This window comes from Paenibacillus gorillae (genome assembly GCF_000513275.1).
GTDB lineage: Bacteria > Bacillota > Bacilli > Paenibacillales > Paenibacillaceae > Pristimantibacillus > Pristimantibacillus gorillae.
In genome coordinates, this window is the sequence record NZ_CBVJ010000027.1 from 118494 (window position 1) to 143995 (window position 25502).

Genomic DNA, 25502 nt, shown 5'->3' on the forward strand with positions numbered 1-25502 from the left:
CAGAAGGAAGAAAGGAGCTTTGCTGTGAAAAAAGTATTGTTCATGATAGGGAATATTGCGCTCTATCTCGGGGTCTTTTATGCGCTGCTCTATCTGCTCCGCTCTACTTACAATTACGAAGCGACGCTGAACTTCGCCAAGTTTCTGGATGTTAACCCGGCCATGTTTATGGTCGTTCTGTTCACGCTGATTACACTTGTGTACGTGATTATTTTCCGTATTAAAGGATGGATCTGGCCCCGTGCGGAAAAAAACCTGTTCCGTGCAGCAGGCTTCAGGCGGCTGAGTGCCTCGCGCGTCTTGCTGATGATTGCTCTGGGGCTTGCAGGAAGTCTATTCAGCATCGGACTGATCGTCATTGATGATATTGCGAAACAGTTTCCGTCCATTCCTGCACTGGTCGACGATCTGATCAGGGGAGATTCCATCTGGTACGTCATTTTAGGCGCTGGTTTGATTGGTCCCGCATTTGAAGAAATATTGTTCAGAGGCCTGATTTTTAATGAGCTTCGGAGGGTTATGCCGGTATATGTAGCCTTGGTACTGCAGGCTGCGGCTTACGCCTACTTCCAGCCCAGTGCAGCACTTTCCGTCATCAGCATCGGTTCGGGTCTAATTTATGGAGTATTGTATTTACGCACCGGGTCGCTGTGGGCACCGATTCTGGTACAGAATACGGCAATGAGCACCATCTTTCTATTTAAATACATTGGATTCTACGAATGGTTTGGCAAGCTGGGCGACGTTTGGCTGTATATCATTACAGCGCTCTGTCTGGCTGCGTTGATAGGAGGTTCCGTCTATGTTTGGCGGACCCCTGGCAACAGCAGGATCAGCGAACGTACTGGCGGCAGCACAAAAGGGGGTCTGACTTCATGAAGGCATGGGGAATGATGCTGGCTCGGGCAGCCGTTGTGATCGGTCTGTATTTTGCATGGTTTTTCACGGCGACGACATTATTTTTCGATTACGTGTACCCCAGAAGCACCTGGTTTGAACAAAACACAGTAACCGTCATTATCTTAAATGATCTGGTGGGGTTGCCGCTCATGGTGCTGGCCTGGAGGTTCATATTCAAAGAAAACTTGTTTAAGGCAGCTAAGTTCCGCGTGATGAGCGGCAAATCGGTGGCGATCGCTTTATGGATCGGACTTGGCGCCGGTCTGTTTACAGTCGCTTTCTCCCGGCTGCCCGCCATTGCTTCGGACGAGTATAAGTTCCGCGAATTGTTTGATTACCTAAATCGTGCGGAATGGTATGTATTTCTGATTTTCTTGATTCTCGGAAATATTTACAAGGAAACGTTGTTTAGAGGCATTTTGATGAATACATTCAGACGCGTACTCCCGGTATGGACCGCAATTGTGATTCAGGGCGTGCTGTACGGAGCGTTATTTTTCTTCGGAGACATTCCGCTTTCGCTGTATGGTTTTCTCGGTGCCGTTATTTTTGCGCTGCTGTATGTTTGGTTTAAATCCATCTGGGCTCCAATTGCCGCGCAAGTTGCTTGTCAAGGCAGCCAGTACCTTCTGTGGCACTACGGGCCGGAGACGACAGACGTCAGCGTGATGTCCATCGTAATGGCAACGGCGGCCGCCATGATTACAATTGGCATATTCCTTGCGGTTAAGCATCGCTCTTCAATCTCTCCGCGGCCGCCTTCTGAGGCGGTGAAGTCGGCGTGAAGGGATTAAGGATAGCGGGAAACAGCCTCTTATATTTGGTCATTTATGCAGCGATTGTGATGCTTGTAAATCAAGTGCTTTATAACTGGATCAGCGACCCCGGGCTGAAAGACTGGATTGAAAGCAATTCAGGCATTGTGCTGATAGTATCCAATATTATAGTGCTGGGACTCTATCTTCCGCTGCTGCGCTGGCAAAAAATTACGTTAAGGGACTTGGGCTTTTCTCCTGCCCGCAGCGGATCGATGCTGCTCTCCGCAGGAACGGGGGTCTGGCTGGGCCTGTTCATCGCTTCGTTTACCCGTCTCCCGTGGATTCAAACCGCTTTTCCAGCGATTTCGGATCTGGTCGCATTTGTAGCTGGCGGCAGCCTGATTATTTTTGTACTCGGCAGCTTGCTGCTAGGGTCTTTGCTGGAGGAATGGCTATTTAGAGGGATGCTGTTCCATACGCTGCGTCAGCGTCTTTCGGTTCCGTGGACAGTTTTGCTCCAGGCCGTCATGTTCGGCGCGGTATTTATGAATGTGACGATTGGCGCATTTGCAGCGTTGGGCGCGATTGTATACGGTGCCGTTCGTACCGGCTCTCGTTCGCTCTGGGGCTCGCTTGCGGCCCATCTGTGCAGCACAGGCACCTTGTATATCGTCCTGCAATGGGCAGGCGATTGGCAATCCGGTACGCTCGGATTAATAACTCTGGTCAGCGGACTTGGCATCGCGGTTCATGTGTCCCTTTTGCTGCGGAGAAATGGCGAAAGGGCGGGAATAGAACAGGTCGTCAGTGATTCTATTACTAGCTAGGGGGAAGACGCCATGTTTCAACTGGATTTGCTAGATTCCAAAAAAGAGACATTAAGGAAGAAGGAGCGGAGCGGGGGCTCCGTCTCCAATGTTTCCCTCAAGGATATTGCGATTATCGGGATATCTGCCAAGCTGCCGCGTGCAGAATCGCACGAGGCCTTCTGGGAGCTGCTGCGGAGCGGCCAAGATCTGATAGCCGGTTTTCCGGATTCCCGCAAGGAGGAATTGAAGCCGTATTTGCGTCGTATGGAGGCGCAATACGGCTCTGTCTCCTTTTTTGACGGGGCATATATTGAAGATATTTCAGGCTTTGATTATTCCTTTTTCCGGCTTTCTCCCAAGGAAGCCTCGCTAATGAGTCCGGCGCAGCGTTTATTCCTACAGACAGCCTGGGGAGCTCTTGAGAATGCGGGGTATGGGGGAAATGCGCTGCATGGTTCGCGCACTGGCGTCTTTATCGGCCATAACGGGGACGCTCTGCATGATTACAAACGGATGATTGAAGCACTGGACCCGGATGCCTTATCGATGGCGGCTCCCGGCAATCTGAGCTCCATGATACCGAGCCGTATTTCTTACTTGCTTAATTTGCGCGGCCCGGTGATCAGCGTCGATACCGCCTGTTCCTCCTCGCTGGTAGCGGTCCATCTTGCATGCCAATCGATCCGCAGCGGCGAATGCGAGACAGCGATAGCTGGCAGCGTCAAAGTTAATTTGCTGCCGCTGGATACGGGTATAAGGCTTGGTATTGAGTCCAGTGACAACAGAGCCAGAACGTTCGACGACTCGGCAGACGGAACAGGTATCGGCGAAGGCGTGATTGCGCTGATGCTGAAGCCGTTGGCCCGCGCGCAGGAGGACGGTGACCCGATTTATGCCGTCATCAAAGGCAGTGCCATGAATCAGGACGGCAGCTCGGTCGGCATTACCGCTCCTAATGCTCTAGCACAGGAGGATGTTATTGCGCGCGCCTGGCAGGATGCGGACATTGATCCCGAGACGGTTACGTATATGGAGGCACACGGTACAGGAACTTCGCTTGGCGACCCTATCGAAATTGACGGGCTTACCCGCGCCTTCCGGCGATATACCGATAAACGGGGATTTTGTGCTATCGGCTCGCTGAAGACCAATATCGGTCATCTCGACCATGCTGCGGGTATTGCAGGGCTGCTCAAGGCAGTCCTGTCGCTTGCTCATAAGCAGCTTCCGCCAAGTCTTCATTACCGTTCACCGAACCGCAACATCCCGTTTATAGATTCTCCTGTCTATGTCAATGACGAATTGACGCCATGGGAGACAGACGGCGAAGCAAGAAGATCTGGAGTTAGCGCGTTCGGTATGAGCGGGACGAATTGCCATGTGGTGCTGGAGGAGGCTCCTGACCGGATGCCATCAAGTCCATCGGACAGAGCAGAGCTGTTCTGCTTGTCCGCGCATAGTATGACGGCGCTGGAGCGGCTCGTGCTGCAGATGCGGGACTGGACTGGGCAGCAGCATGGCGATGAACGCCATAGCCTCGCCGACCTCTGCTACACCTTGGCTGTCGGGCGCGGAGTTCATCGGTATCGCCTGGCGATTGCGGTAACCAGCTTGGAAGAGCTTGTTCAGACCTTGAATGCCATCGTCGAGAACGGCCTTACCAATATTGTGTCGTCAAACGTCCGTTTTGGGACAGTGGATCAGGCAGTGGGTGGAAATAATCTTCCAGAAGAATTGGAAAATAAAGGGTTGAAATTGGCCCAGCGTTACGTGGACGGAGACGAGATCAACTGGCAGGAGATTTATCGTGGACAGCGACGGCAGCGTCTGCCGCTCCCGACTTATCCGTTCGATTCTCACCGTTGCTGGGTGGAGGAAGCACGCGGCCGATCGGCGCTTCAAACACCGTTTGCCGCATGGAGCAGTGAATCGCTTACTGGGGATATTCCAGAGGAGCTTCAACGAGAAATGAACGAGACGTTTGCCAAATGGCAAGCAGCGCTGGAGCAGATTGGAGGAAAACCGAGTCCGCGGCGCGGTATTGCATTAACCGGAGAGCGCTCCGGCCTAGAATGGGAGCAGCGTATTGCAGATATCTGGGGAGAGCTGCTTGGTTATGACGAATTGCCAGTAAATGCCGACTTTTACGAGCTTGGCGGAGATTCCATTATTGCGCTCAAAATTGTAAATCGTCTTAGCGAGCTGACAGGTGTTCGCGTTCAGGCGGCCGATTTGCTCGGGCATAGTGGTCTGCCTTCGTTTACCGCCCTAATCGAGCAGCGGGTTAAGGAGAGCAGCGCGGCAACCCTGCTAATAACGAACGCCCGGCACGAAGAGCCTTACTCTTTGTCCGGCGCTCGGCTGGAGCCGATTCCAAAGGCAGAGCTGCAGGAGCACTATCCGGTGACATCCCCGCAGAAACGCATGTATTTGCAGCAGCAAGCGGTGCCGGATGACCGCAGCTACAATTTGCCTGAATTGCTGCACTTGAACGGAGCTATTGATCCAGAGCGGCTGGAGGCTGTCCTGCAAGCCATTGTTGAGCGTCACGAGAGTCTTCGCACCACCTTCCATGTGATCGACGGGGAGATCAGGCAACGTATTCATCCTGCTATTCCTTTCCGCCTGATTACGATGGAGGTCGATGAAGATGCTGCGGACGGCGTACTGCAAAGCTTGTTCCAGCCGTTCAGCCTCGATACGGCCCCGCTGCTCCGCGCAGCCTTGCTGACGCTGGGCCCAGAGCGCCATATGCTGTTTCTTGATATGCATCATATTGCATCCGACGGGATGTCTGCGGGCATTCTTTTGTCTGATCTGATGACTTTATATCAGGGGGGTTCCTTGCCGCCCCTGTCGCTGCAGCACAAGGATTATGCAGTATGGCAAGAGGGCAGGCCGCTTTCCGGGAACGCCGAACGTTATTGGCGCGAGCAATGCCAGGGGGACTGGCCGACGCTTGCGCTTCCTGCCGATACCAAGCGACCGCCTGTCAAAAGCAATCGCGGCGAAACGTTCGATGTGTACGTCGATTCCGGATTGGCTTCGGCTGTGCGCAGCCTTGCTGCCGAACGTGGCGTGACCCCGTTTATGGTTCTGCTATCGGCGTATTATACGTTCCTCGCGCACTATACCGGAGCCGACGATATTGCGGTCGGTACGCCGATTGCGGGACGGAACAGACGTGAGCTGGAAGCCATTACAGGCATGTTCACCGGTACGCTGGTGCTGCGCGCTTACCCGCGTGCCGACAAGTCTTTCAGCGCTTTTTTATCCGAGGTGAAAGAGATCACTACAGGTGCTTACGCCCACGCCGACTATCCATTCGAGGAAATCGCGCAGTGGGTAGACAGAAGGGACGCCAGCCGCAGCCCGCTATTTGATACGATGTTCATCATGCAGAACCTCGGCATACCAAACTCTTCGTCTGAAGGAATGTCCTATCGCCATCAGCGTTTTGAGCATGGTACGGCCAAATACGATTTAATGATTCAAGCGGTGGAGAATGGCGAGAAATTGCGGCTTGTTGTTGAATATAGCGCCGATTTGTTTCACCGTGAGACAGCCGAGCGGTTTATACGGCATTATGTACAGCTGCTGCGCAGCTTGACTCTCCGTCCCGACACTCTGCTTGGTGCTGCAGAAATGCTGACGGAGGAGGAGCGTCTTCATATGCGGGCGCTGGGGAGACGCGAAGCCGACTTTCCGCAGCCGCGCTGTCTGCATGATTGCTTCAAGGAACAGGCGGCGTCCGTTCCCGACCTGCCGGCCGTAGCCTGTGGCGGCGAATCCCTGACCTACCTTGAGCTGGATCGGCGAACCGATAAACTGGCGGGAACCTTACGCGCCAAAGGTGTGGGGAACGGCAGTGTAGTCGGAATCATGGCAGAGCGCTCCATCCCCATGCTGACTGCTATGCTCGCTGTTATGAAAGCCGGTGGCGCTTATATGCCCGTAGATCCGCATTATCCCGAGGAGCGTATTCTCTATATGCTTGAGGACAGCGGTGCAAGGCTGGTGTTCACGGACGGTGCGCGCCCCGAAGCCGCGGCTATAATACCGCCTGCCTTGCAGGTACTGGATCTTGCGGATGAGACACTGTTCTTCGGAATAGACGATGCAGCTGCAACCGTACCTCAGTCTGCCGCCGATCCCATGTATGTCATCTATACCTCCGGCTCTACAGGTCAACCGAAGGGCGTTATAGTGCCGCATAGCAGCTTCTACAATTTTGGACATTCGCTCCGGACGTTTTTTAATGGGCAATATGGTCCGGGAGACAGATGCCTCAGCCTGACTAATATCTCGTTTGATGTCAGTGTAGCAGAGCTGTTTATGCCGCTAATGTTCGGGGCTTGCACCGTGCTTTATCCGGAGCCGAAATTGCTTGATCCGCGGCAGATGGCTGAGGTGATTCAGAAAGAGCGGATTACATTCGCTTATTTGCCGCCGTCTCTGCTTAGAGAGGTAGCGCGGCTGCTCAAGGAATCGGCTGCCAAGATGACATTGGACAAAATGCTCGTTGGTGTGGAGCCGATTAAAGACGAAACGCTGGAACTGTATACAAATCTCAATCCCAAGATTCAGATTATTAATGGCTATGGCCCGACAGAGGCGACGGTTTGCTCCAATATGTATGCCTATAAGCCAGGCGCTTATGGGGGCGGCTATGTGCCGATCGGCGGACCGATGCACAATGTCGACATTTATATATTTGGTTATGGCGGTCAGCTTGCCCCTATTGGTGCAACTGGTGAGCTGTACATTGCAGGAAGCGGTCTTGCCCATGGTTATGTGAACAAGCCGGAGATGACAGCCGAACGCTTTGTGCGGCATCCGTACAGTGAGGGAAGAGTCATGTATCGCACCGGCGATATCGCGAAGTGGCTGCCGGACGGAAACGTCATGTATGTGGACAGGGCTGATCAACAGGTAAAAATCAGAGGTGTGCGGATTGAAATGAATGAGATCCGCTCACAATTGTTGTCTCTTCCCGAAGTGGAGGATGCAGTTGTAGTTGTCCGTGAGGGTACAAACGGCGACAAGGAGCTGTGCGCCTATGTGGTCGCTTTAGAGAAGCTCTCTTCCCGGGAATGGCGAAGAAAGCTGAAGGACAAGCTGCCCGAGGCGATGATTCCAGCCTATATTGTGTCGATTGACGAGATACCGTTGACGCCGAACGGGAAAGTAGACCGGCGCGCCCTGCCGGAGCCTGAGTTCGGGCAACGGGAACAGAGAAGTACAGAGCTGCCGCGAGACGAGCTGGAAGAGCGAATCGCCGCTATTTGGGAGGAAGTACTAGGCCAGTCGGCTGGGACATTCGGAATTCATGACGATTTCTTCGAGATTGGCGGCCACTCGTTAAAGGCTGCCGTGCTGGCAGGCAAGCTGCAGCAGGCGACAGGCGCCGCAGTTCCGCTTAGCCTCATATTCGAGCTCACCTCCATTGCGGAAATGGCAGCATGGCTGAAGGATCGCGACGGCGTTAATGGGGAAGGCAACCCCGCAGTTCACCCAATTCCGGAGGCAGAACACCGGGATTGGTACCCGATGTCACGCGCTCAGCGCCGTCAATATATGATGCAGCTGCTGGCCGGAGAAGCCACAATGTATCATGTGCCATTCGTGCTCCGCTTGCAGGGCAAATTGGATGCTATTCGGCTGGAGAATGCGTTTACAGCGCTTATCGGCCGTCACGAAAGCCTGCGGACAAGCTTCCATCTGAACAAGGACGAGTTCAGGCAAATGGTTCATCTGCCGTATGAATTCAAGCTGGAGGTTCTGGATCGCTCTATGTTAACCGGGGACGAAGAACTGCGGGAACTGCCTGACAGTACCTCGGTGACAAGGCTGATGAATCTTTTCCAGAGACCGTTCCAATTGGATAAGCCGGCACTATTGCGAGCAGGACTGCTGCAGCTGAATAAGGAGGATCATCTGCTGCTGCTTGATATTCATCATATTATTACAGACGGCGTTTCCTCCGGGTTGTTAGTCAAAGAGCTGTCGCATCTGTATGCCGGACAGTCACTGCCGGAGCTTCGTGTTCAGTACAGTGATTATGCGGTGTGGCAAGAAATCGAATTTGCAAATAAAGCTTATGCGGAGCATGAACGTTACTGGATGAATGTTTTCGAAGGTAAGCTTCCTGTCCTGGAACTGCCGGGAGACCAGCCGCGTCCGTCTCTTCCGAGCTATAAGGGCCGCCGCCATTTGTTCCGCCTGGATGCAGCAACTACGGCAGAGGCGCGAAAGCTGGCTCGGGAAGCAAAGACGACGCTTTATACAGTGCTGCTTGGCACGTATGCCGCAATGCTGGCGAAATACAGCGGGCAGGCTGAAGTCATTGTAGGCACCCCTGCGGCCGGAAGAGAACATGCCGATACACATGACATGATCGGTATGTTCGTCAATACACTGGCATTGCGGACCGAGCCTGCAAGGGATAAGACGGTACGGGCTTATTTGACGGAGCTGCATAACCATGTCGTAGAGGCGCTTTCGCGCCAGTCCTATCCTTTCGAGGATCTGGTCGAAGGGTTGGGGGCAGATGGGGACAGAAGCCGGAATCCTTTGTTTGACACCATGTTTATCTTGCAAAATATGGACCGGTCGGCGATGGAAGCCGGGGATGTCGTCTTTGTCGAAATTCCGTTCGAGTCAGGGACAAGCAAGTTCGACCTGACTCTGGAAGCGGTGGAGCGGGAATCTGAGATTGAGCTTCAACTCGAATATGCAACGGATTTATTTCATGAGGAAACCGCGCGCCGCATGGCAGGGAGCTATACCGTAGTCTTGCGGGAGATGTGCAAATCGCAGGACCGCACTTTAGGCGAGCTGGAACTGATGAGTGAAAGCGAGCGAGAACAATTGCTGGCTCTGTTGACCGGAGATGGCAGAACGGTCCAGGCAGCGAGTAGAGAGGGGAGCAATGGTGGGATGGAAATTCGGGCAGAAGAAGGCATGATGGACCAGCAAGAAAAAGCGCCAGCTTCCACGCAAGTCGCGCCAGAATGGACGGGTTTCGTGCAGGAGGTGGAGCGTCAGGCAGCACGCACGCCAGATGCGGTGGCGATTCAATTCGGTGCCGAACAGATGACGTACGCTGAGCTCAATGAGCGTGCCAACCGGCTTGCCCATTCTTTGATGGCAAAGGGTGTGGGGAATGAGCGTATTGTTGCACTGATGGCGTCCCGCAGTCCGCAGCTGTTAGTCGGCATCTTGGGTATTCTGAAGGCTGGAGGCGCATATGTCGCCATTGACCCTGCTTACCCGAAAGAGAGAATTGACTGGATGCTTGAGGACTGCGGCGAAGCGCTTCTGCTGACGGAAAAAGCATATGCCGGACTCCTAACGAGCGCCGTTGCCGAGTTGTACCTGGATGATCCGGAGCTGTATGCATCGGACAGAGGCAACCCTGAGGTTGTCCATAGGCCAGAGCACTTGGCATATGTGCTGTATACGTCCGGATCGACAGGGCGTCCCAAGGGCGTAATGATCGAGCATCGGGGGCTGGCGCACTTCATCAGCGGATTCCGGAATCGAATTCCGTTTGAGAAGGGCCAGCGGATTCTGGCAATGGCATCGGTATCCTTTGATATTTTTGTCGTTGAAAATCTGCTTCCGCTGACGCTGGGTATGGCGATTGTACTTGCGAACGATGAGGAACGGAGCGATGCTGCCTTACTGCAAGGTCTGATCCATACGCACGGCGTTGATGTGCTGCAAATTACGCCGTCGCGTTTCAAATGGTGGATGAATCAGCTGGGCAAAACGGACGGCCTTCAAGCCCTGCGCATATTGATGATCGGGGCGGAGCCGCTGACAGCTGATGTGCTAGGCAGGCTGCGCACCGCTACTGGCGCCAGATTATTTAATTTGTATGGACCAACGGAGACGACGGTGTGGACCTCCATCCGGGAGGTGACCGAAGGCGAGGACATTACCATTGGTACACCGATTGAAGGCTCTGTCATGCTGGTGCTAGACGATGAAATGAAGCTGCAGCCAACAGGCGTGACTGGCGAAATTTGCATTGGCGGGCCAGGTGTCGGGCGAGGATATCTTAGCCATCCTGAATGGGATGTCGCTTTTGTGCCGAATCCGTATGCGCCAGGCAAAAGAATGTATCGCACAGGTGACCTTGGACGCAGGCTTGAAAATGGAGAGTTTGCTTATGCGGGGCGCCGCGATTTCCAAGTGAAAATCAGAGGGCACCGGATTGAAATTGGCGAAATTGAGCAGCTGCTGCTCCGTCATGAGCAAGTGAGGGAGACGGTCGTCACTGCGTTTCAGGAAGAGGACGGGGAATATGCGCTTTGCGCGTATGTCGTCATGATGCAAAACACGACAGCAGCCGATGTGGAGCAAGGCGGCGGTGCCGAGCTATCGGGTCAGTTGATCGCACAGCTGCGCGAATATTTGGGGGACAAGCTGCCTTCTTATATGGTTCCGGCCTTTATGATCGTTCTGAATGACATACCGCTTACACCAACGGGTAAAATCGACAGAAGGGCGCTGCCTGCACCGGGAGCTGCAGACTTAGGCACACGTGAGCTGGTTCCGCTATCGACGGATACGGAGCGAAAGCTGGCGGAGATATGGAAGGAACTGCTCGGTACAGATGTCATCAGCGCCAAGGACAGCTTTTTCGAGCTTGGCGGCCATTCCCTGAAAGCGGCGGGTATGGTCAGCCGAATTGCGGAACGCTTTGGCGTACAGATGCCGCTGCGTGATATTTTTATGAATCCTACACTTGAAGGTCTGGCGGGCCATCTGGACACTAGCGACACGATGGAGGCTACGCGAATTCCAAAGCAGCCGGAGCGCGAATATTACCCGATGTCCCGGGCGCAGCGTCGTCAATTTATGATGGGGATGATCTCGGGCGAGGCAAAAATGTACCATGTTCCGTTCGCCGTGCATATGCAAGGCAATCTCGATGTGGAGCGGCTGGAGGCGGCTTTCCTTGAGATGATCAGGCGTCATGAATCCCTCCGAACAACGTTTCATCACGAGGAGGACGAGTTCCGTCAGCGTGTGCATGCGGAGCCGGTATTTACGCTGGAGCGAGGCGCCAGGTTGAGAATGGCTGCCGGCAAGATGCTGGCAGAAGGCGGCGACGAAGGCTTGTTTAACGGAATCAGCTCGTTAATGGAGCGCTTTATCCACCGGTTTGATCTCGGCAGTCTCCCGCTATTCCGTGCCGGATTGCTTGCGCTTGGCGAGGAACGCCATTTGCTACTGCTGGACTTTCATCACATTATTACCGACGGCGTCTCGGTTAGCGTCTTGCTCCAGGAGCTGACGACGCTATACGGCGGCGGCGAGCTGCCTGAGATGGATATCCAGTACAAGGATTACACGGTATGGCAGGAAGAACGCATCGGCAATGAGGTCTATATGGAGCATGAGCGGTACTGGCTGCAGGCGTTCGAAGGGGAGCTGCCGCTGCTAGAGCTCAAGACAGCCTTGCCAAGACCGGAACTGCAAAGCTTCAAGGGCAGTCTGATCAACTTCAGACTGGATGAGGAGCAGAGTCTGATGATCAAGGCATTTGCGCGAGAGCGCGGCACGACCTTATATACGGTACTGCTTGGAGCTTATTCCATACTGATGAGCAAATGGAGCGGGGAAGAGGATATCATTATCGGTACGCCGGTAGCAGGCCGCAGCCATGTACAGCTGGAAGGGCTGATTGGGATGTTCGTCAATACGGTCGCGATTCGCAGCTTCCCTGAATCGTACCGTACCATTGGCGATTATTTGTCAGAGCTGCATGAGGATGTGCTGCAAGCGCTGGAGCATCAGGATTATCCATTCGAGGATTTGGTGCAGAAGCTGGGAATCGAGCAGGATCATAGCCGTAATCCGTTATTTAATACCATGTTTATTTTACAAAATATCGATCGTGTTGCTTATCGTTCGGGCGGCACCGAATTCGAACCCAAGGAGTTCGATCCTGGTGTCAGCAAATTCGACTTAACGCTTGAATCAGTCGAACGAGACGGCAGGATCGGCTTTACGCTGGAGTATGCGACAAGTCTATTCCGTGAAGAGACCGTTTGGGAGCTGGCGGATGATTATATGACCATTCTGCGCGCGATGATTGACGACGGAGCAAGAAAAAAAATCAGTGCTGTGAGCTTGAACCCACATTCTGAGCTTAGGGAGGCGGCGAATAATGAAGCTGTCAATGAAAAGGAAACCGTTTAACGAGTTTTGGATGAACTGCATGCTGAATCAGGCGTTTTCCATTGCGGTGTCGGAGGAGCCCAGCTACAGAGATGCAGCCTACTTGAACATTTACCGTTACTATCCTTGGACTGCTGCAACGGACAAAGATTTCCGCTACCCGACCATTGACACCCTGTATTATATGGACGATCCAGCCAGATTCCCGTTATCGCAGGTGATCCGCTATATCGAACCCGGTCATTTCCGCAGTAAGGAGACGGTACTGGATGAGATCAGAGCCATGCTCGAGGGCGGACGCAGCTTGAGTGTAAACGTTGATTTATTTGACTGGCTGCCAGGGAGTATGGCCTGGAAAAAATTCCATTGGTATCATTATTCGCTGTTTAACGGATACGACAAGGAACGCGGTGTCTTCTACGTCATTGACGATACGCTTGCTGGCTATGAAGAGCATGAGGTGCCTGAGGAGAGGCTGCTCAAGGCCTATGGCAATTCAGAATACAATGTAAACCCCAGCTATCTGGGTCCAGCCTTCTACGTATACAACCTGGCGGATAAGATTCTGCCCTACGAGTTGAAGCTGGCTGAGGTGGTACAAAATGCGGAGAGGCTGGCGGAGGAGCTTAGCGAGTTCTCGATTGAGGGCATGTGGAATGTAGATTCTGATCCGGAGAAAAGACAAGCTCATTTGACCTATGGTCTTGTGGGCGTCAACATCATCTGTAACCGGCATATCGCTAATATGTCGCTGCTTCGCTCCATGCGTGAGAAGAACCTGATCGGCGAAGTGTTGCATGAGTCGCTGTCGAGTCAGCTTGGCGCAATTAGCGACGGATGGGATACAGTGAAGGATCGCTTTGTGACAGGGGACTTTGAACGCAGCAGAGAGCTGGCACTCGCAGGCGATTTGTTCGCAAAGGAAAAAGCATTCTGGACCACTCTTGCCGCGGGCGCTTAAAAACACCCAGATTTAACATGTAACACGGGAGGCGAGCACATGACGATAGCTTTAATTTGTTTGCCCTATGCAGGAGGTTCCGCTCAGGTGTACAAGCGCTGGGCGAACCAGCTGCATCCTAATCTGCGTCTGGTGCCGGCCGAGCTGCCCGGCAGAGGCAGCCGAATGGACGAGCCGTTTTATAGGGACGTAGAGGAGGCTGTGCAGGATTTAATCCCGTTGGTATTGAAGGCAGCACTCACCTCGGAGGCATATGCTTTATTCGGCCATAGCATGGGCAGTCTGCTTGGATATGAGGTGCTGCATGCGCTGCGGGAGGAAGGATTGCCGTTGCCTGCAGCAGTCTTCCTCTCCGCCAGAGGCGCGCCGCATTGTGAGCAGAAGGAGGCCCGCCAGACTCATTTGCTTCCCGATGATGCATTTCTTGAGGAATTGAAAGGGATGGGCGGCATGTCAGACGAGCTGTTCCGGCATCAGGAACTGCTCGATCTGTTTATGCCGATCTTAAGAGCAGATTTCAAGCTTGTCTGTGAATACGAGCATCGGATGCGGCCGCCGCTGCCGCTCCGGCTCACCATCTTGAGCGGTAAGGATGACGGCTGCGTTAAAGGTCCGCTCCGTGAATGGGAGCGTTATGCGACAGAAGGCTGCGAACTACTGACGTTCGAAGGCGGACATTTTTTTCTGCAAGAGAGAGAAAGCGATGTGGTAGCGATGATAAACAAAACACTAATCGGGACTGTTGCCCCAATCTGACTCTGAGGAGCGTGATGGAATGCTGAACAAGCATGCGATATGGTTGCCCGGTCAGGGCTCTCAACGCGTCGGAATGGGCAAAGCGCTGAGCGAGCGGTATGTGGTTGTTAAAGACGCACTGGAGGAAGCGAACGAAGCACTGGGCATGCGCCTAGATAAGCTGATGTATGAGGGACCGTTGTCAGAGCTGACGCAGACGGACAATGCCCAACCGGCCATTCTCGCGCTCGGTGTGGCGATGTACCGCGTCTACAGCCAGGAATGGGGATACACACCTGAGATAGCTGCTGGTCACAGCTTAGGCGAGATTACCGCTTTAACCTGTGCGGGGGCCATCACGTTCCCGGATGCGCTTCGGCTCGTACGCTGCCGGGGTGAGCTGATGCAAAGTGCCGCGGCAGCTGGGATCGGCGCGATGGCTGCTGTCAACGGGCCGAGTCCCGATGCTGTTGCCAAAGTATGCAGGGATATTAGCGCAGAATGCGCAGACGGAAGCTGTATTGTTGTCATATCGAATATGAATTCTGAGCAGCAAACGGTCATTTCCGGCCACAAAAAGGCTGTCTTTGAAGCATCAGAAAGACTGTCCGCCCATGGGGCTACAGTCATTCCGCTGCAGGTGAGCGCGCCCTTTCATAGCCCGTTGATGGCGCCAGCAGCGGTGCAGTTTGCCGAAGTATTGAGCAGCGTCGCGTTTGGAGAGCTGGCTTTTCCTGTCGTGTCCTCCTTGACGGGTCTGCCTTACAACAACACGGCAGAGATTCCGGAACTGCTGGCAAAGGGGCTAACGGACCCCGTCAATTGGCCGTCAGTCCTTGCCTATCAGAAGAGTATTGGCGTGGCGACTGCTGTGGAATTGGGGCCAGGCAGCGTATTGAAAAGGCTGGCTCACCGGGCAGACCTGCGTGTATTATCTTTTGACGATAAGGAAGATGAGGCGCATCTGGCTGATGCAAGCAAGCCAAGAGAAGCCTATTCCATTGAACTGCTTAATCGTTGCCTCGCTATCGCCACTTGTGTCCGCAACCGCAATTGGAACGCATCCCAATATGAACAAGGTGTTGCTTCGCCTTACCGCGGAGTGCAGCAGATGATCGAGACGCTGCAGAAGACAGGCGGGCAAGTAGAGGAGGGGCATGTCCGGCAAGCGCTGGCGATGCTGGAATCGGTGTTTGCCACCAAGGGCACATCCGATGAAGAGCAAGAGCGTAGGCTTGCAAAACTTCGTGCGGAGTTCGGCCTTCGCATCTTGCCAGATGTTTCTCCTGCTAACCGCTCCTACGCGGGCAGTTTATTATAGAAAGGATTGAGGTCATGGCTATGCGGCTGGCTCATGATGAGTTGGTACAGGATAGAGCCCGGCTTCGTATGGAGCTGCCGTCACCTGTGGAGATTTTGCAGGCGCTTATTCGCTTCAATACAACAAATCCCCCTGGCGAGGAAGCTGCCTGTATCATGTATATCCGGCAACTGCTTGAGGATGCAGGTATTGAGACGGTAATGAAGTCGCTTGATCCAGCCCGGCCCAATCTTCTAGCCAAGATAAAGGGCAGCGGGGAAGCACCGCCACTGCTGCTGTACGGGCATGTTGACGTTGTTGGCGTTGATAAGCAAACCTGGAGCCGTGATCCGTTCGGGGGCGATATCCACGACGATTTTGTCTGGGGGCGGGGGGCACTTGATATGAAAGGCGGCGTGGCGATGTTAGTATCAGCCTTCCTGCGCGCTCATGTCAATAAACTGCCGCTGCGCGGTGATCTCATTCTGGCGATTGTCAGCGATGAGGAAGCGGGAGGCGAATACGGAGCTTCCTTCCTGGTAGAGCAGCATGCTCATTATTTTGCAGGCGTAAAGTATGCGCTTGGCGAATTCGGCGGTTTTACGTTTCATGCACTGGGGAAAACCTTTTATCCGATAATGGTTGCGGAGAAGCAGCTGTGCTGGCTCAAAGCGACGATTACAGGAAACGGGGGCCACGGCTCCATGGGCAAGTCGGGAGCTGACTGCATGGTGCAATTGGCGGATATGCTTCAATCTCTTAACCGCAATAAGCTGCCCATACAAGCGACACCGGCGGCCCGGCTGATGATTGAAGGCATGGCGGCTGCGCTGCCGCTATTGCCAGCGTTGCTGCTGCGAGGGCTGCTTCATCCCCGGTTGGGCGGCATCATTCTGAAGCTGTTAGGGGAAAAGGGTGCGACGTTCGCCCCGCTTCTGCGCAATACGGTCAACGCAACAGTCGTGCGAGGCGGAGAAAAAATCAACGTTCATCCCAGCGAAATAACCGTTGAGCTGGACGGCCGGACACTTCCGGGTGTCACTCCACAGCAATTTATCGGAGAGCTGCGCCGTTACGCGATTCCTGATGAGATCAGCCTTGAAGTGCTGCGCCATGATCCGTGTGCCACAGCTCCTGACATGGGGTTGTTCGATTTGTTGTCTGATGTGCTGAAAGAAGCGGATAAGGAGGCCATTCCCGTACCGATGCTTTTGCCCGGAGGTACTGACGGAAGATTATTTGCGAAGCTTGGCATTCAAACTTACGGATTCCTGCCTATGCCGCTGCCCAAGGACATGCAGTTTACCAAACTGATTCATGCAGCGGATGAACGTATTCCTGTAGCTGCGATCCGGTTTGGCACAGATGCGATTTATCGGGTGCTAGAGCGATACGGAAGATAGGTCTGCTAACCTCTCACCCCTTAGAATAGACATTGGAGAACCTCTGGTTTATCCGATACCTATTCTATGGGGTGTTTTTTATGGCTTAGTAGGGACAATCGTACGGGGTCTAAAATCCAGAATCACTCCGCTCTATATAGGACTAACAAAATTCTGATTCTTGCAGTTGCATGCAGCAGGTGCTTCTGGTTAACGGAATTCAGGTAAAAAGTAGGTGGGTTTCAGGGTAAAAGATCTTTATAATGGAAATTAGATGTAAATTATATAGGATAAATCTATCGCTTATGAGTATATAGCACTCTTAATTCTAGCAGGCTAGCACCTAAATCAATAAAAGAAGAGAGGATAACAGAATTGCAAAATGATAACCAAGTTCGTCCTTCAGTTTCTACTAGAGAAGATGCTCATTATCCTATTGACTTGACGGGTCCCAGCAGCCATTCACTAGTCATGCGGCCCGGAGTGGGCAGTCTATCGATTGGACCATCGCAATTGGGGAAAAAGGCGGATCTTCACGTCTCGTCAGATGCGCGTATCGATTGGACCGTATTTAATCCCTTTACTACACCGGCAGGCTCGCCTTGGCCGCGATTTCTATACTACTCAGGCAGTGACGCCGGTTTCTTGGAATGGGCACAGAAACGTCCCATTGAAGAGATAAAGTGGGCTCCAGTTCTGCCGGCCGATACAGTGGCAGATGCAAGTCAATCTATTTTACATAGATTTCATATTGAGCTGGGTCAATCTGGAGGGCGATTGAGCCTGAGGCTTCCGAATGCTTCTTGCCGCTTGAGTGTGTCTGGCGATCTAACACGTTTCTCGGCCACGGGGAATCTGCCATCTTCTCTAGCACTAGCACCGCACACTAGCCGACGTAAGACGGATCCTCCTTTCAGGCTGCCCGACCTCGGTGAATTGTATGGGGTAACGAGCCTCACGCTGCAAAACGAGCCGCTAGGTCAGCCCATCTCGCTAAGCTGTCTAGACCATTTTCCAAACCTTGAATCACTGAGCTTGTGGGGGAGCTTCTGCGACATGGAGTTGTTGGCGTCTCATGTCCGGTTAACGAATCTGGAGCTACGTTTTATGCCTGATTTAGAGGGCATGCCTTTCTTGGAGACGTGGCCGTTGCTTGAGAGATTTATCGCCTACAATGTGGAAGAGGCTGCAGGCAAGCGTCTGAAGCAGCAAATGAAGGCACGCGCAAAAATCCGTCCGTGGGCCGGTTATGTATCCGTGAGCCAATTGCGAAAAGCAGAGTGGTGGGCTGCTGAATTTGGCCGGCCTTTCTCGTCCTGGCCTAAACGTATGGCTAAGCTCGCTAACGAAGCTTACAACGAAGCACAGGCTAGCTTGGCTCAGGCCCGCAGCTTTGTTGAAGCAGAGGCGGCCATTACTGCGTTCACTTTGCGATTTAATAGCCTTAAAGGCATTGAAACGACCGAAAGAGAAGACCTTGGCGAAGCCGTATGGCAGCTCAGCCAGTCCGATCACCAGATAGGTCAGCCTTTAACAGAGGAGATGGCTCAACGCTGGTTCGACGCAGCGCGCGATTACTGATACCGGAGAGATCAAGTTGTTAGCGGGTTCATTCGAGGAAATGATCGAAGAAAATTTCTATGAATGGTGGGAGAGGCAGAGATGATCGTTCTGAAAGACATCGGAAGATTCGAGGAATTGCCGGAAAGAGCGATGCATATTTACAAAGGCGATCTTCCGGCTTTACATACAGCAATTACAGCAGGATGGAATATTGAAGAGGGTATCGTCCTTAGCAAGCATACAACAATTAGTCCACTGGATCTGGCGCTTATTTCGCAGCAGATGGAGGTTGTAAAGCTGTTGGTGGAGAACGGAGTCAACTTGAATGTCCATCAAAAGTCCGGCTTTTTTAGCGGGCTGTTCGCTATTGCAAGGAGAGCATCGTCCGCTACCTTGCAGCGCAAGGTGCCGAGATGGACAAGCACAATCGTACGGGATCTGGCGCTTATTCACAGGCCTACTATGGCAACAAAAATCAATATTCCGCTTATTCATGAGCTGGGATTAGATATCAAGCTGCATGGCGGTGCCGTATTGCGGCAAGCCGTATCGGACCACGACTATAAAACACTCACGTATTTGCTCGATCAGGGAGTGAACATCAACTATAATAAACCGGATATGGTCTATCCGTATGGAGCAACTCCGTTAACCGTGGCTGCACGTATGGGAGTTATGTCTATGGTCAAATTTTTAGTTGAACATGGCGCAGACGTGACGTTGGCGGAAAAAGATGGTGATCGCCCGTATACAATTGCGGTCAGTAATAAACATACTGAATTGGCGGACTACTTGAAGTCGTTGGAACCGGTTGACTTCCATAACGCGGAAAATAAGAAGCAGGAGCTGAAAGCGTATAAGTTAACCGATGAACTGGTCAGCTTTCTATTAGGAGACAAGCTGCGCCTTGAGCTGGCGGAAAATGAATATGGTATCGGGTATATCGACTTTTTCACATTGACCGATACCATTCAGATGAAAGTGGGCAGGCAAAAGCTGCTGCGTCTTTCAGCGGATATCGACAATTACTCTGGACTGCAGCTAGTTTGGAATCCGAAGAAAAAAGGTCTGATAGGCTGTTATGACGTGGAGCACAAGACTTATGCGGATTTGTGCAGTTTTGCAGAGTTTATCACGCAGCCTGAATTGCACCTTGTAAGGTTTCTTGAGGGCGAGTTGTCTTGAACATGCGTGCCGCGAGGAATGAATTTGTTTCGACAACCTTATTATCGGACCGAATCCTGATATTTGTCGATATAGAGCGACCCGTCCAATTGGAGCTCTGCGTAAAACACCTCGTCCAAAGAATGAATGCCGGCTTTTTTTAATTGCTGATTGAGCCATGCGGCAGAGACATCCACTTTTATCAGATTTTTTTCTACGATTTGGCCATCCACGACAAGCTCAGTCGGGATCCTTTGAACAGGTGTCACGTTTGCATTCATATCCTTCTTAGTTGCAGGCAGCAGTTCTTCTTTTTTCAACACGCTAAGCTTACCGTCAGGTTCCAGAATTGCAAATTCGACTTCCTCGGGTGAAAACACATCCTTGTTCCGAAGCAGCATGCTTAAATCGTCGATGTTGAGGTGCTGTTTAGCCAATGCCTTCTCTAGAATCATTCCTTGTTTGATCAGAATTGTAGGCTGGCCATCGAGAAATTCACGTGTTCTGACAGAGCGTAATCCCATTATTGCGATCATAAATGCCAAGAGCGACCATAAGACCAAGCTGGATATTCCTTGCAGCAGCGTGATGTGATTGTTGACGATAACTTCCGCAGTGGTAGATCCCAGAGTGATTCCGGTTACATAATTGAAAAACGTGAGCTGTCCGACTTGTTTTTTCCCAAGCAGACGTGTCAAAACGAGCAGAGCAACGAAGGATGCTGCTGTACGAAATAAGATTTCTCCATATGTCATGTGCCGAGCCCCTTGTCTACCAGATAATCATAAATTGGCCTTCATTTCCATTCCTTATACAAGTGGTTAAGCGAAATAATTTCGAAAAGAGGTTTTCCACATGTCTCAAAAATTTCGAGTTATTTTACAGAAGGTTGTCGATCATTCCGATGAAATTGAGATAGGGGAGCGTTTATTCGGTTCCCTTACTCCGGTCGATGAGCATGTCGTCATGGAGCTTTTGGAGCAAATGCGCATATAGCGGCAGCTGTTCCGAAATTAATGAATCATCTGATCTACGAAACAGATAGCGGTGCCAGGGAGTTCTTCCCAGGCATCGCTATTTCTTTGTTTTGGCAGCAGTTGTTTTCTCATGATGTAGAATGATTATTTTAGGCAAAGTACCTTATTTGAAAAATTACCTTGACAGTCATAGTAATATGTCTTATTATCCAATTATGGAGGTGATGAAATGAGCGAGAACAAGATCACATCCGACCTGCTCCGCGGCCATACAGATACGATGATTTTGAGGCTCTTATCTGAAGCCGATCGTTATGGTTATGAGATTGTCAAGCTAATTGCCGAGCGTTCAGGCGGCGAATACGAATTAAAGGAAGCTACGATGTACTCCAGCTTTCGGCGGCTTGAAGCTGATGGTGATATTGAGTGGTATTGGGGCGATGAATCGCAGGGCGGACGACGCAAATATTTTAGAATAACCGGCAAAGGCAAGGAGACTTACGCCCGTAATAAGAGCAATTGGGAGTATGCGAAACGTGTGTTAGAAAATTTATTATAAGGAGATTGGATACAATGATGAATCAAAAATTAACGGATTATTTGAACAGCGTTTTTACACCATACGATGGGGTGAAAAGCGTCACCGAATTAAAGGCAGATCTGCTGTCAGATTTGCAGGAGCGATACAGTGAGCTTCGTGCGGAGGGCAAGGATGACGAAACTGCTTTTAAGATGACAATTGAAAGTATTGGTGACATTGAGGAAACCATTCTGGAGGTCGCCAATCTCTCCCGATCGCTGGAACGGCAAGTCATCACAAATTTTAATTCAAGTAATCTGGCAAAGAGCGACTTTGCAGGCGTGAAAGCCCATAAAGGACAGTTTCAAGGCAGTGCGCTTCACGGCTCCGATTTCTCTGGCGCTGATTTGACTGGCAGTTCGTTTAAGAGCAGCGATGTACGGGAAGCCAATTTTGACGGCTCCAATCTAACGGACTGCATGCTGTCTTCGCTTGATCTGACCAATGCCAGCTTCAACAAAACGATCATGGTAAGAACCAATTTCACCAAATCGGGCCTTGAAGGAGCCAGATTCACGGGAGTAAGATTGACCGACGTCACGTTAACGTTGACTGATCTTAGAAAGGCGAGCTTTGAAGGCTGTTTATTTGAGGGGGTCGACTTCAAGTACTCTGATCTGAGCGGGCAAAACTTTGACGGACAGACGTTTATTGGCGTTAAGTTTGAAAAGGCGGCATTAACCGGAGCTTCCTTCAAAGGCGCTGCCTTTAAAAATGTTTCATTTCAGCCGGGTTTCACTTTGACTAAGAAGTACTATCGGATGATCAAAACCGTCTGCTTTGACGGGGCAACGATGGATAAACTGACCTTCGCACTGCTTAAAGGCATGGAAGCCGATTTATCGAAAGTTACAGTTATTTAAGGGAGGTAACCCTATGCAAACTGTGCAAACAGCGCAAGCCAAGTCGATTCTTGTAAAAGGACTGCAAAAAAGCTACAAGCAGCTCCAAGTGCTGAAGGACGTCAATTTCGAGGTGGAAAAGGGCAGTATTTTCGCGCTCCTTGGCTCTAATGGAGCAGGTAAAACGACGGTTGTAAAGATTCTCACCACTTTGCTCAAACCAGACGGCGGAACGGCAGCTATTAACGGGTTCGATGTTTCTTCACAGCCCGATCACGTGCGTCAGAGGATCAGTTTAACCGGCCAGTTTGCAGCGGTAGATGAAGTATTGACCGGACGGGAAAATCTGATCATGATTGCCAAGCTGAGATACCTCCAAAATCCGCGTCAGGTTGCGGACAACATGCTAACACGCTTTGGGCTGACTGATGCTGCAGACCGCAGAGTGTCTACCTACTCTGGAGGAATGCGCCGCAGACTCGATATCGCTTTGAGCATTATCGGAAACCCGCAGATCATTTTCCTGGATGAGCCAACGACGGGACTTGATCCCGAGGCTAGAATCGAAGTATGGAAAATTGTCAAGGAGCTTGCCAATGGCGGGACGACAGTATTTCTCACTACGCAGTATCTAGAGGAAGCGGAGCAGCTTGCTGACCGGATTGCCATTCTGCATGAAGGCCGTATTATAGCCAATGGGACACTGCAGGAGTTAAAGTTGAGGTTTCCGGCTGCTAAGGTGGAGTACGTTGAGAAACAACCGACATTGGAGGAAATTTTCCTCGCAATCATCGGCAAACAGGAGGGGAAGTAAGTGGAGACGACAAAGAAGCATTTCTTCATCGACATTAGCGTCATGCTTGGACGCTCCATGCGTCATATTATACGCAGTATGGATACCATTATTACAGTTACGATCACGCCAATCGCGATGATGCTGTTATTCGTCTATGTTTTCGGCGGGGCCATTCAAACCGGAGCAGATAACTATGTGAACTACTTGTTGCCTGGAATTCTCCTGATGGCAATTGCCAGCGGAATTTCCTATACAGCTTTCCGGTTGTTTACCGATGTACAACGGGGCATTTTTGAGCGGTTTCAGACCATGCCGATCTCACGTTCCGCCTTGCTTTGGGGTCATGTGCTTACTTCGCTTGTATCCAATGCCATATCGGTAGTTGTCATTATTCTTGTTGCGCTGCTCATGGGATTTCGTTCTTCATCGGGCGTACTGCCATGGCTTGCGGTAGCCGGCATACTCGCTCTGTTTACGTTAGCCTTGACATGGGTAGCAGCTATAGCTGGACTTTCTGCAAAAACAGTCGATGGTGCGAGCGCCTTCTCTTACCCCTTGATTTTCCTACCTTTTATCAGCTCCGCATTTGTGCCCACCGAATCAATGCCAACGGTCGTTCGCGTCTTTGCTGAAAATCAGCCGGTGACCTCGATTGTAGAATCCATCCGCGCACTATTGTCGGGTCAGCAGGCGGGCAATGACATCTGGATCGCGCTCGCATGGTGCGTTGGAATTATGATTGTCGCTTATATTTTTGCAATGAGGATCTACAAGAAGAGAGTATGAACAAGACCAATGCTTCCACAAACAGCTACGAATGTTGAATTCAAATTTGGAGGGTATTGATTGTGCCGCAGTTACGAAATTAACGAACCGTTCCCCGAAATACAGAGGAACGGTTTTCTTTATTTCGAATGCAATGCATATCCCTCTTTACTTTTGAACATCGTGGTGATAATATTGACTTCGATAGTTATAGAACTGCTGAACAGATTCAGGGAGGTGATATAATGGTGGAAACTCAAGCGGATATGGGGCAAGCCGTGAAGTTGTATAAAGCTTTGGGAGAACCTACCCGGTTGAAAATCGCTTTACTGCTCTCGAAAGAGAGTAATTTATGTTTTAGTGCCATCGGTGAAAGGCTTGAATCGGTTGCAGGCTCGACACTATCGCATCATCTGAAGCAATTAACGGATTCTGGCTTGATTGATTTTCGCAAAAGTGGATCGTATATTCACTATAACGTCAATCGGGAAATAGCAGAAAAATTTGCGCCCTATTTGCTGGCGTAAATTTTTTTAAACATCAGTTCTACAGATGTAGAACTGTAGAAAAGCGGGGCAGATCGATGCCCACAATGAAAATAGATATATAAAAGGAGAGAAATGTTATGAGCGATCAAACAACTACGATGGAGCTTGGCATTAGTACATTCCTGCATGCAAATCCCGGAAATGGCGGCGTGTCGCATGCCGAGAGGCTGCGTCAAGCCATAGAAGAAGTTCAATTGGCAGATCAAGTCGGCCTTGATGTCTATGCCATAGGTGAACATCATCGAATCGACTACACCAGCTCGTCGCCAGCCGTCATCCTGGCCGCCGCTGCCGCAACAACGAAGCGGATCCGGCTCTCAAGCGCAGTAACCGTGCTATCTTCGAACGACCCAGTACGGGTATATCAGGATTTTGCAACGGTGGACGGTATCTCGAACGGGAGGGCGGAGATTATGGCCGGACGGGGTTCGTTTATCGAATCGTTTCCCTTGTTCGGTTATGATTTGGAGCATTACGAAGAATTATTCGAAGAGAAATTGGAACTGCTGTTGAAAATTCGCGCTTCGGAGAAGGTAACCTGGCGCGGCGCCCATCGTCCGGCAATTGACAACATGGGCATCTATCCTCGTGCACAACAGGAGCTCCTGCCAGTATGGATAGGCTCAGGGGGCAACCCGGAATCAGCTATACGTGCCGGCCTGCTGGGACTTCCGATTGTGTTCTCCATTCTGGGCGGAATGCCGGAGAGGTTCGCGCCTTTAGTGGAGCTTTATAAGGAAGCTGCCGTGAGAGCAGGTCATGATCCGAACAAGCTGCAGATCGCAACACATTCACATGGTTTTATTTCAGATACGGCACAAGATGCAGCAGATCGCTATTTCCCCGTCATGGCGGCTCAAATGAACCATATTGGACGGGAGCGGGGCTGGCAGCCTTATACTCGTGACACGTACGATGCAGCCAGCAGCCTGCAAGGTGCTCTTTATGTCGGTGATCCTGAGTATGTTGCAGAGAAGATTATATTGCTGAACAAAAACCTAGGGTTGACCCGGTTTATGATGTACGTTGATTTTAGCTCGCTGCCGCATCGCGATTTATTGCGTACAATTGAGCTTCTCGGCACCAAAGTAGCGCCGATTGTCCGGAAGGAGCTTACCCGTCAGGAATCTGGCCGCAACGTTTAAACAGCAGGCAGACAAGAGGATATTGCATGGAGCGCTTATTTTTTTGAACAGGACTTCTACAGATTTATAACTGTGAAAATGAA

The 25502-nt window shown here is 51.5% G+C and carries 17 protein-coding genes and 1 pseudogene; 17 read left to right on the forward strand and 1 reads right to left on the reverse strand.

Annotation, left to right across the window (positions count from 1 at the left end; translation table 11 throughout):
* Window positions 1-24 precede the first annotated feature (24 nt).
* The 10 genes and pseudogenes from TY10_RS05120 (at window position 25) to TY10_RS05165 (ending at window position 19787) form a co-directional block, all read left to right on the forward strand.
* Window positions 25-879: a CPBP family intramembrane glutamic endopeptidase gene (locus tag TY10_RS05120; protein WP_042161236.1), complete on the forward strand. Its 855-nt coding sequence runs from the start codon at window positions 25-27 to the stop codon at window positions 877-879.
* Window positions 876-1685 carry a CPBP family intramembrane glutamic endopeptidase gene (locus TY10_RS05125; protein WP_042161238.1) on the forward strand — a complete coding sequence of 270 codons (810 nt, stop codon included), beginning with the start codon at window positions 876-878 and terminating at the stop codon, window positions 1683-1685. Before TY10_RS05120 ends, TY10_RS05125 begins: the two co-directional genes overlap by 4 nt.
* Complete coding sequence (locus TY10_RS05130) at window positions 1682-2485, forward strand: CPBP family intramembrane glutamic endopeptidase (protein ID WP_042161241.1); 804 nt, start codon at window positions 1682-1684, stop codon at window positions 2483-2485. The genes TY10_RS05125 and TY10_RS05130 overlap by 4 nt, the downstream gene beginning before the upstream one ends.
* A gap of 12 nt (window positions 2486-2497) precedes the next feature.
* Window positions 2498-12682 carry a non-ribosomal peptide synthetase gene (locus TY10_RS05135; protein ID WP_081735117.1) on the forward strand — a complete coding sequence of 3395 codons (10185 nt, stop codon included), beginning with the start codon at window positions 2498-2500 and terminating at the stop codon, window positions 12680-12682.
* Window positions 12651-13622, forward strand: coding sequence for a cysteine peptidase family C39 domain-containing protein (locus TY10_RS05140; protein ID WP_042161244.1), 972 nt, complete (start codon window positions 12651-12653; stop codon window positions 13620-13622). The genes TY10_RS05135 and TY10_RS05140 overlap by 32 nt, the downstream gene beginning before the upstream one ends.
* 39 nt (window positions 13623-13661) lie before the next feature.
* Window positions 13662-14378, forward strand: a complete 717-nt coding sequence (locus TY10_RS05145; RefSeq protein ID WP_081735118.1) for a thioesterase II family protein — start codon at window positions 13662-13664, stop codon at window positions 14376-14378.
* A 19-nt stretch (window positions 14379-14397) separates the two neighbouring features.
* Entirely contained in the window at window positions 14398-15678 is a 1281-nt protein-coding gene (gene fabD / locus TY10_RS05150) for an ACP S-malonyltransferase (protein ID WP_042161246.1), read from the forward strand.
* 14 nt (window positions 15679-15692) lie between these two features.
* Window positions 15693-17060 (forward strand): M20/M25/M40 family metallo-hydrolase, encoded by a 1368-nt coding sequence (locus TY10_RS05155; RefSeq protein ID WP_042161248.1) that lies wholly within the window; start codon window positions 15693-15695, stop codon window positions 17058-17060.
* A 354-nt stretch (window positions 17061-17414) separates the two neighbouring features.
* A complete protein-coding gene (locus tag TY10_RS05160) occupies window positions 17415-18620 on the forward strand; it encodes a hypothetical protein (protein ID WP_042161251.1) in 1206 nt (401 codons plus the stop codon).
* Between the two features lie 81 nt (window positions 18621-18701).
* Window positions 18702-19787 (forward strand): annotated as a pseudogene (locus tag TY10_RS05165) (ankyrin repeat domain-containing protein).
* 41 nt (window positions 19788-19828) lie between these two features.
* On the opposite strand, the gene TY10_RS05170 reads toward TY10_RS05165, so the two are convergent.
* Window positions 19829-20521, reverse strand: a complete 693-nt coding sequence (locus TY10_RS05170; protein ID WP_042161253.1) for a YetF domain-containing protein — start codon at window positions 20519-20521, stop codon at window positions 19829-19831.
* A 100-nt stretch (window positions 20522-20621) separates the two neighbouring features.
* Between TY10_RS05170 and TY10_RS30250 the strand changes: the two genes are divergently transcribed.
* The 7 genes from TY10_RS30250 to TY10_RS05200 all read left to right on the forward strand — a co-directional run bounded on the left by TY10_RS30250 (window position 20622) and on the right by TY10_RS05200 (window position 25419).
* Window positions 20622-20762 (forward strand): hypothetical protein, encoded by a 141-nt coding sequence (locus TY10_RS30250; RefSeq protein ID WP_155985703.1) that lies wholly within the window; start codon window positions 20622-20624, stop codon window positions 20760-20762.
* Window positions 20763-20972: 210 nt separating this feature from the next.
* Window positions 20973-21302, forward strand: coding sequence for a PadR family transcriptional regulator (locus tag TY10_RS05175; RefSeq protein WP_042161255.1), 330 nt, complete (start codon window positions 20973-20975; stop codon window positions 21300-21302).
* A 17-nt stretch (window positions 21303-21319) separates the two neighbouring features.
* The gene (locus TY10_RS05180; RefSeq protein WP_042161340.1) at window positions 21320-22186 is read left to right on the forward strand and encodes a pentapeptide repeat-containing protein; all 867 of its coding nucleotides are present in this window, start codon (window positions 21320-21322) and stop codon (window positions 22184-22186) included.
* A 13-nt stretch (window positions 22187-22199) separates the two neighbouring features.
* Entirely contained in the window at window positions 22200-22979 is a 780-nt protein-coding gene (locus TY10_RS05185) for an ABC transporter ATP-binding protein (protein ID WP_042161257.1), read from the forward strand.
* On the forward strand, window positions 22980-23747 hold the full coding sequence (locus tag TY10_RS05190; RefSeq protein WP_042161259.1) for an ABC transporter permease: 768 nt from the start codon (window positions 22980-22982) through the stop codon (window positions 23745-23747).
* 224 nt (window positions 23748-23971) lie between these two features.
* The gene (locus tag TY10_RS05195; protein WP_042161261.1) at window positions 23972-24253 is read left to right on the forward strand and encodes an ArsR/SmtB family transcription factor; all 282 of its coding nucleotides are present in this window, start codon (window positions 23972-23974) and stop codon (window positions 24251-24253) included.
* Window positions 24254-24351: 98 nt separating this feature from the next.
* On the forward strand, window positions 24352-25419 hold the full coding sequence (locus tag TY10_RS05200) for an LLM class flavin-dependent oxidoreductase (protein ID WP_042161263.1): 1068 nt from the start codon (window positions 24352-24354) through the stop codon (window positions 25417-25419).
* Window positions 25420-25502: the final 83 nt, after the last annotated feature.

Coding starts and splice junctions, on each gene's coding strand:
- TY10_RS05125 (WP_042161238.1), top strand. CDS start 876: ATGAAGGCATGGGGAATGATGCTGGCTCGGGCAGCCGTTGTGATCGGT.
- TY10_RS05135 (WP_081735117.1), top strand. CDS start 2,498: ATGTTTCAACTGGATTTGCTAGATTCCAAAAAAGAGACATTAAGGAAG.
- TY10_RS05140 (WP_042161244.1), top strand. CDS start 12,651: ATGAAGCTGTCAATGAAAAGGAAACCGTTTAACGAGTTTTGGATGAAC.
- TY10_RS05145 (WP_081735118.1), top strand. CDS start 13,662: ATGACGATAGCTTTAATTTGTTTGCCCTATGCAGGAGGTTCCGCTCAG.
- fabD (WP_042161246.1), top strand. CDS start 14,398: ATGCTGAACAAGCATGCGATATGGTTGCCCGGTCAGGGCTCTCAACGC.
- TY10_RS05155 (WP_042161248.1), top strand. CDS start 15,693: ATGGCTATGCGGCTGGCTCATGATGAGTTGGTACAGGATAGAGCCCGG.
- TY10_RS05170 (WP_042161253.1), bottom strand. CDS start 20,521: ATGACATATGGAGAAATCTTATTTCGTACAGCAGCATCCTTCGTTGCT.
- TY10_RS30250 (WP_155985703.1), top strand. CDS start 20,622: ATGTCTCAAAAATTTCGAGTTATTTTACAGAAGGTTGTCGATCATTCC.
- TY10_RS05175 (WP_042161255.1), top strand. CDS start 20,973: ATGAGCGAGAACAAGATCACATCCGACCTGCTCCGCGGCCATACAGAT.
- TY10_RS05180 (WP_042161340.1), top strand. CDS start 21,320: ATGAATCAAAAATTAACGGATTATTTGAACAGCGTTTTTACACCATAC.
- TY10_RS05185 (WP_042161257.1), top strand. CDS start 22,200: ATGCAAACTGTGCAAACAGCGCAAGCCAAGTCGATTCTTGTAAAAGGA.
- TY10_RS05195 (WP_042161261.1), top strand. CDS start 23,972: ATGGTGGAAACTCAAGCGGATATGGGGCAAGCCGTGAAGTTGTATAAA.
- TY10_RS05200 (WP_042161263.1), top strand. CDS start 24,352: ATGAGCGATCAAACAACTACGATGGAGCTTGGCATTAGTACATTCCTG.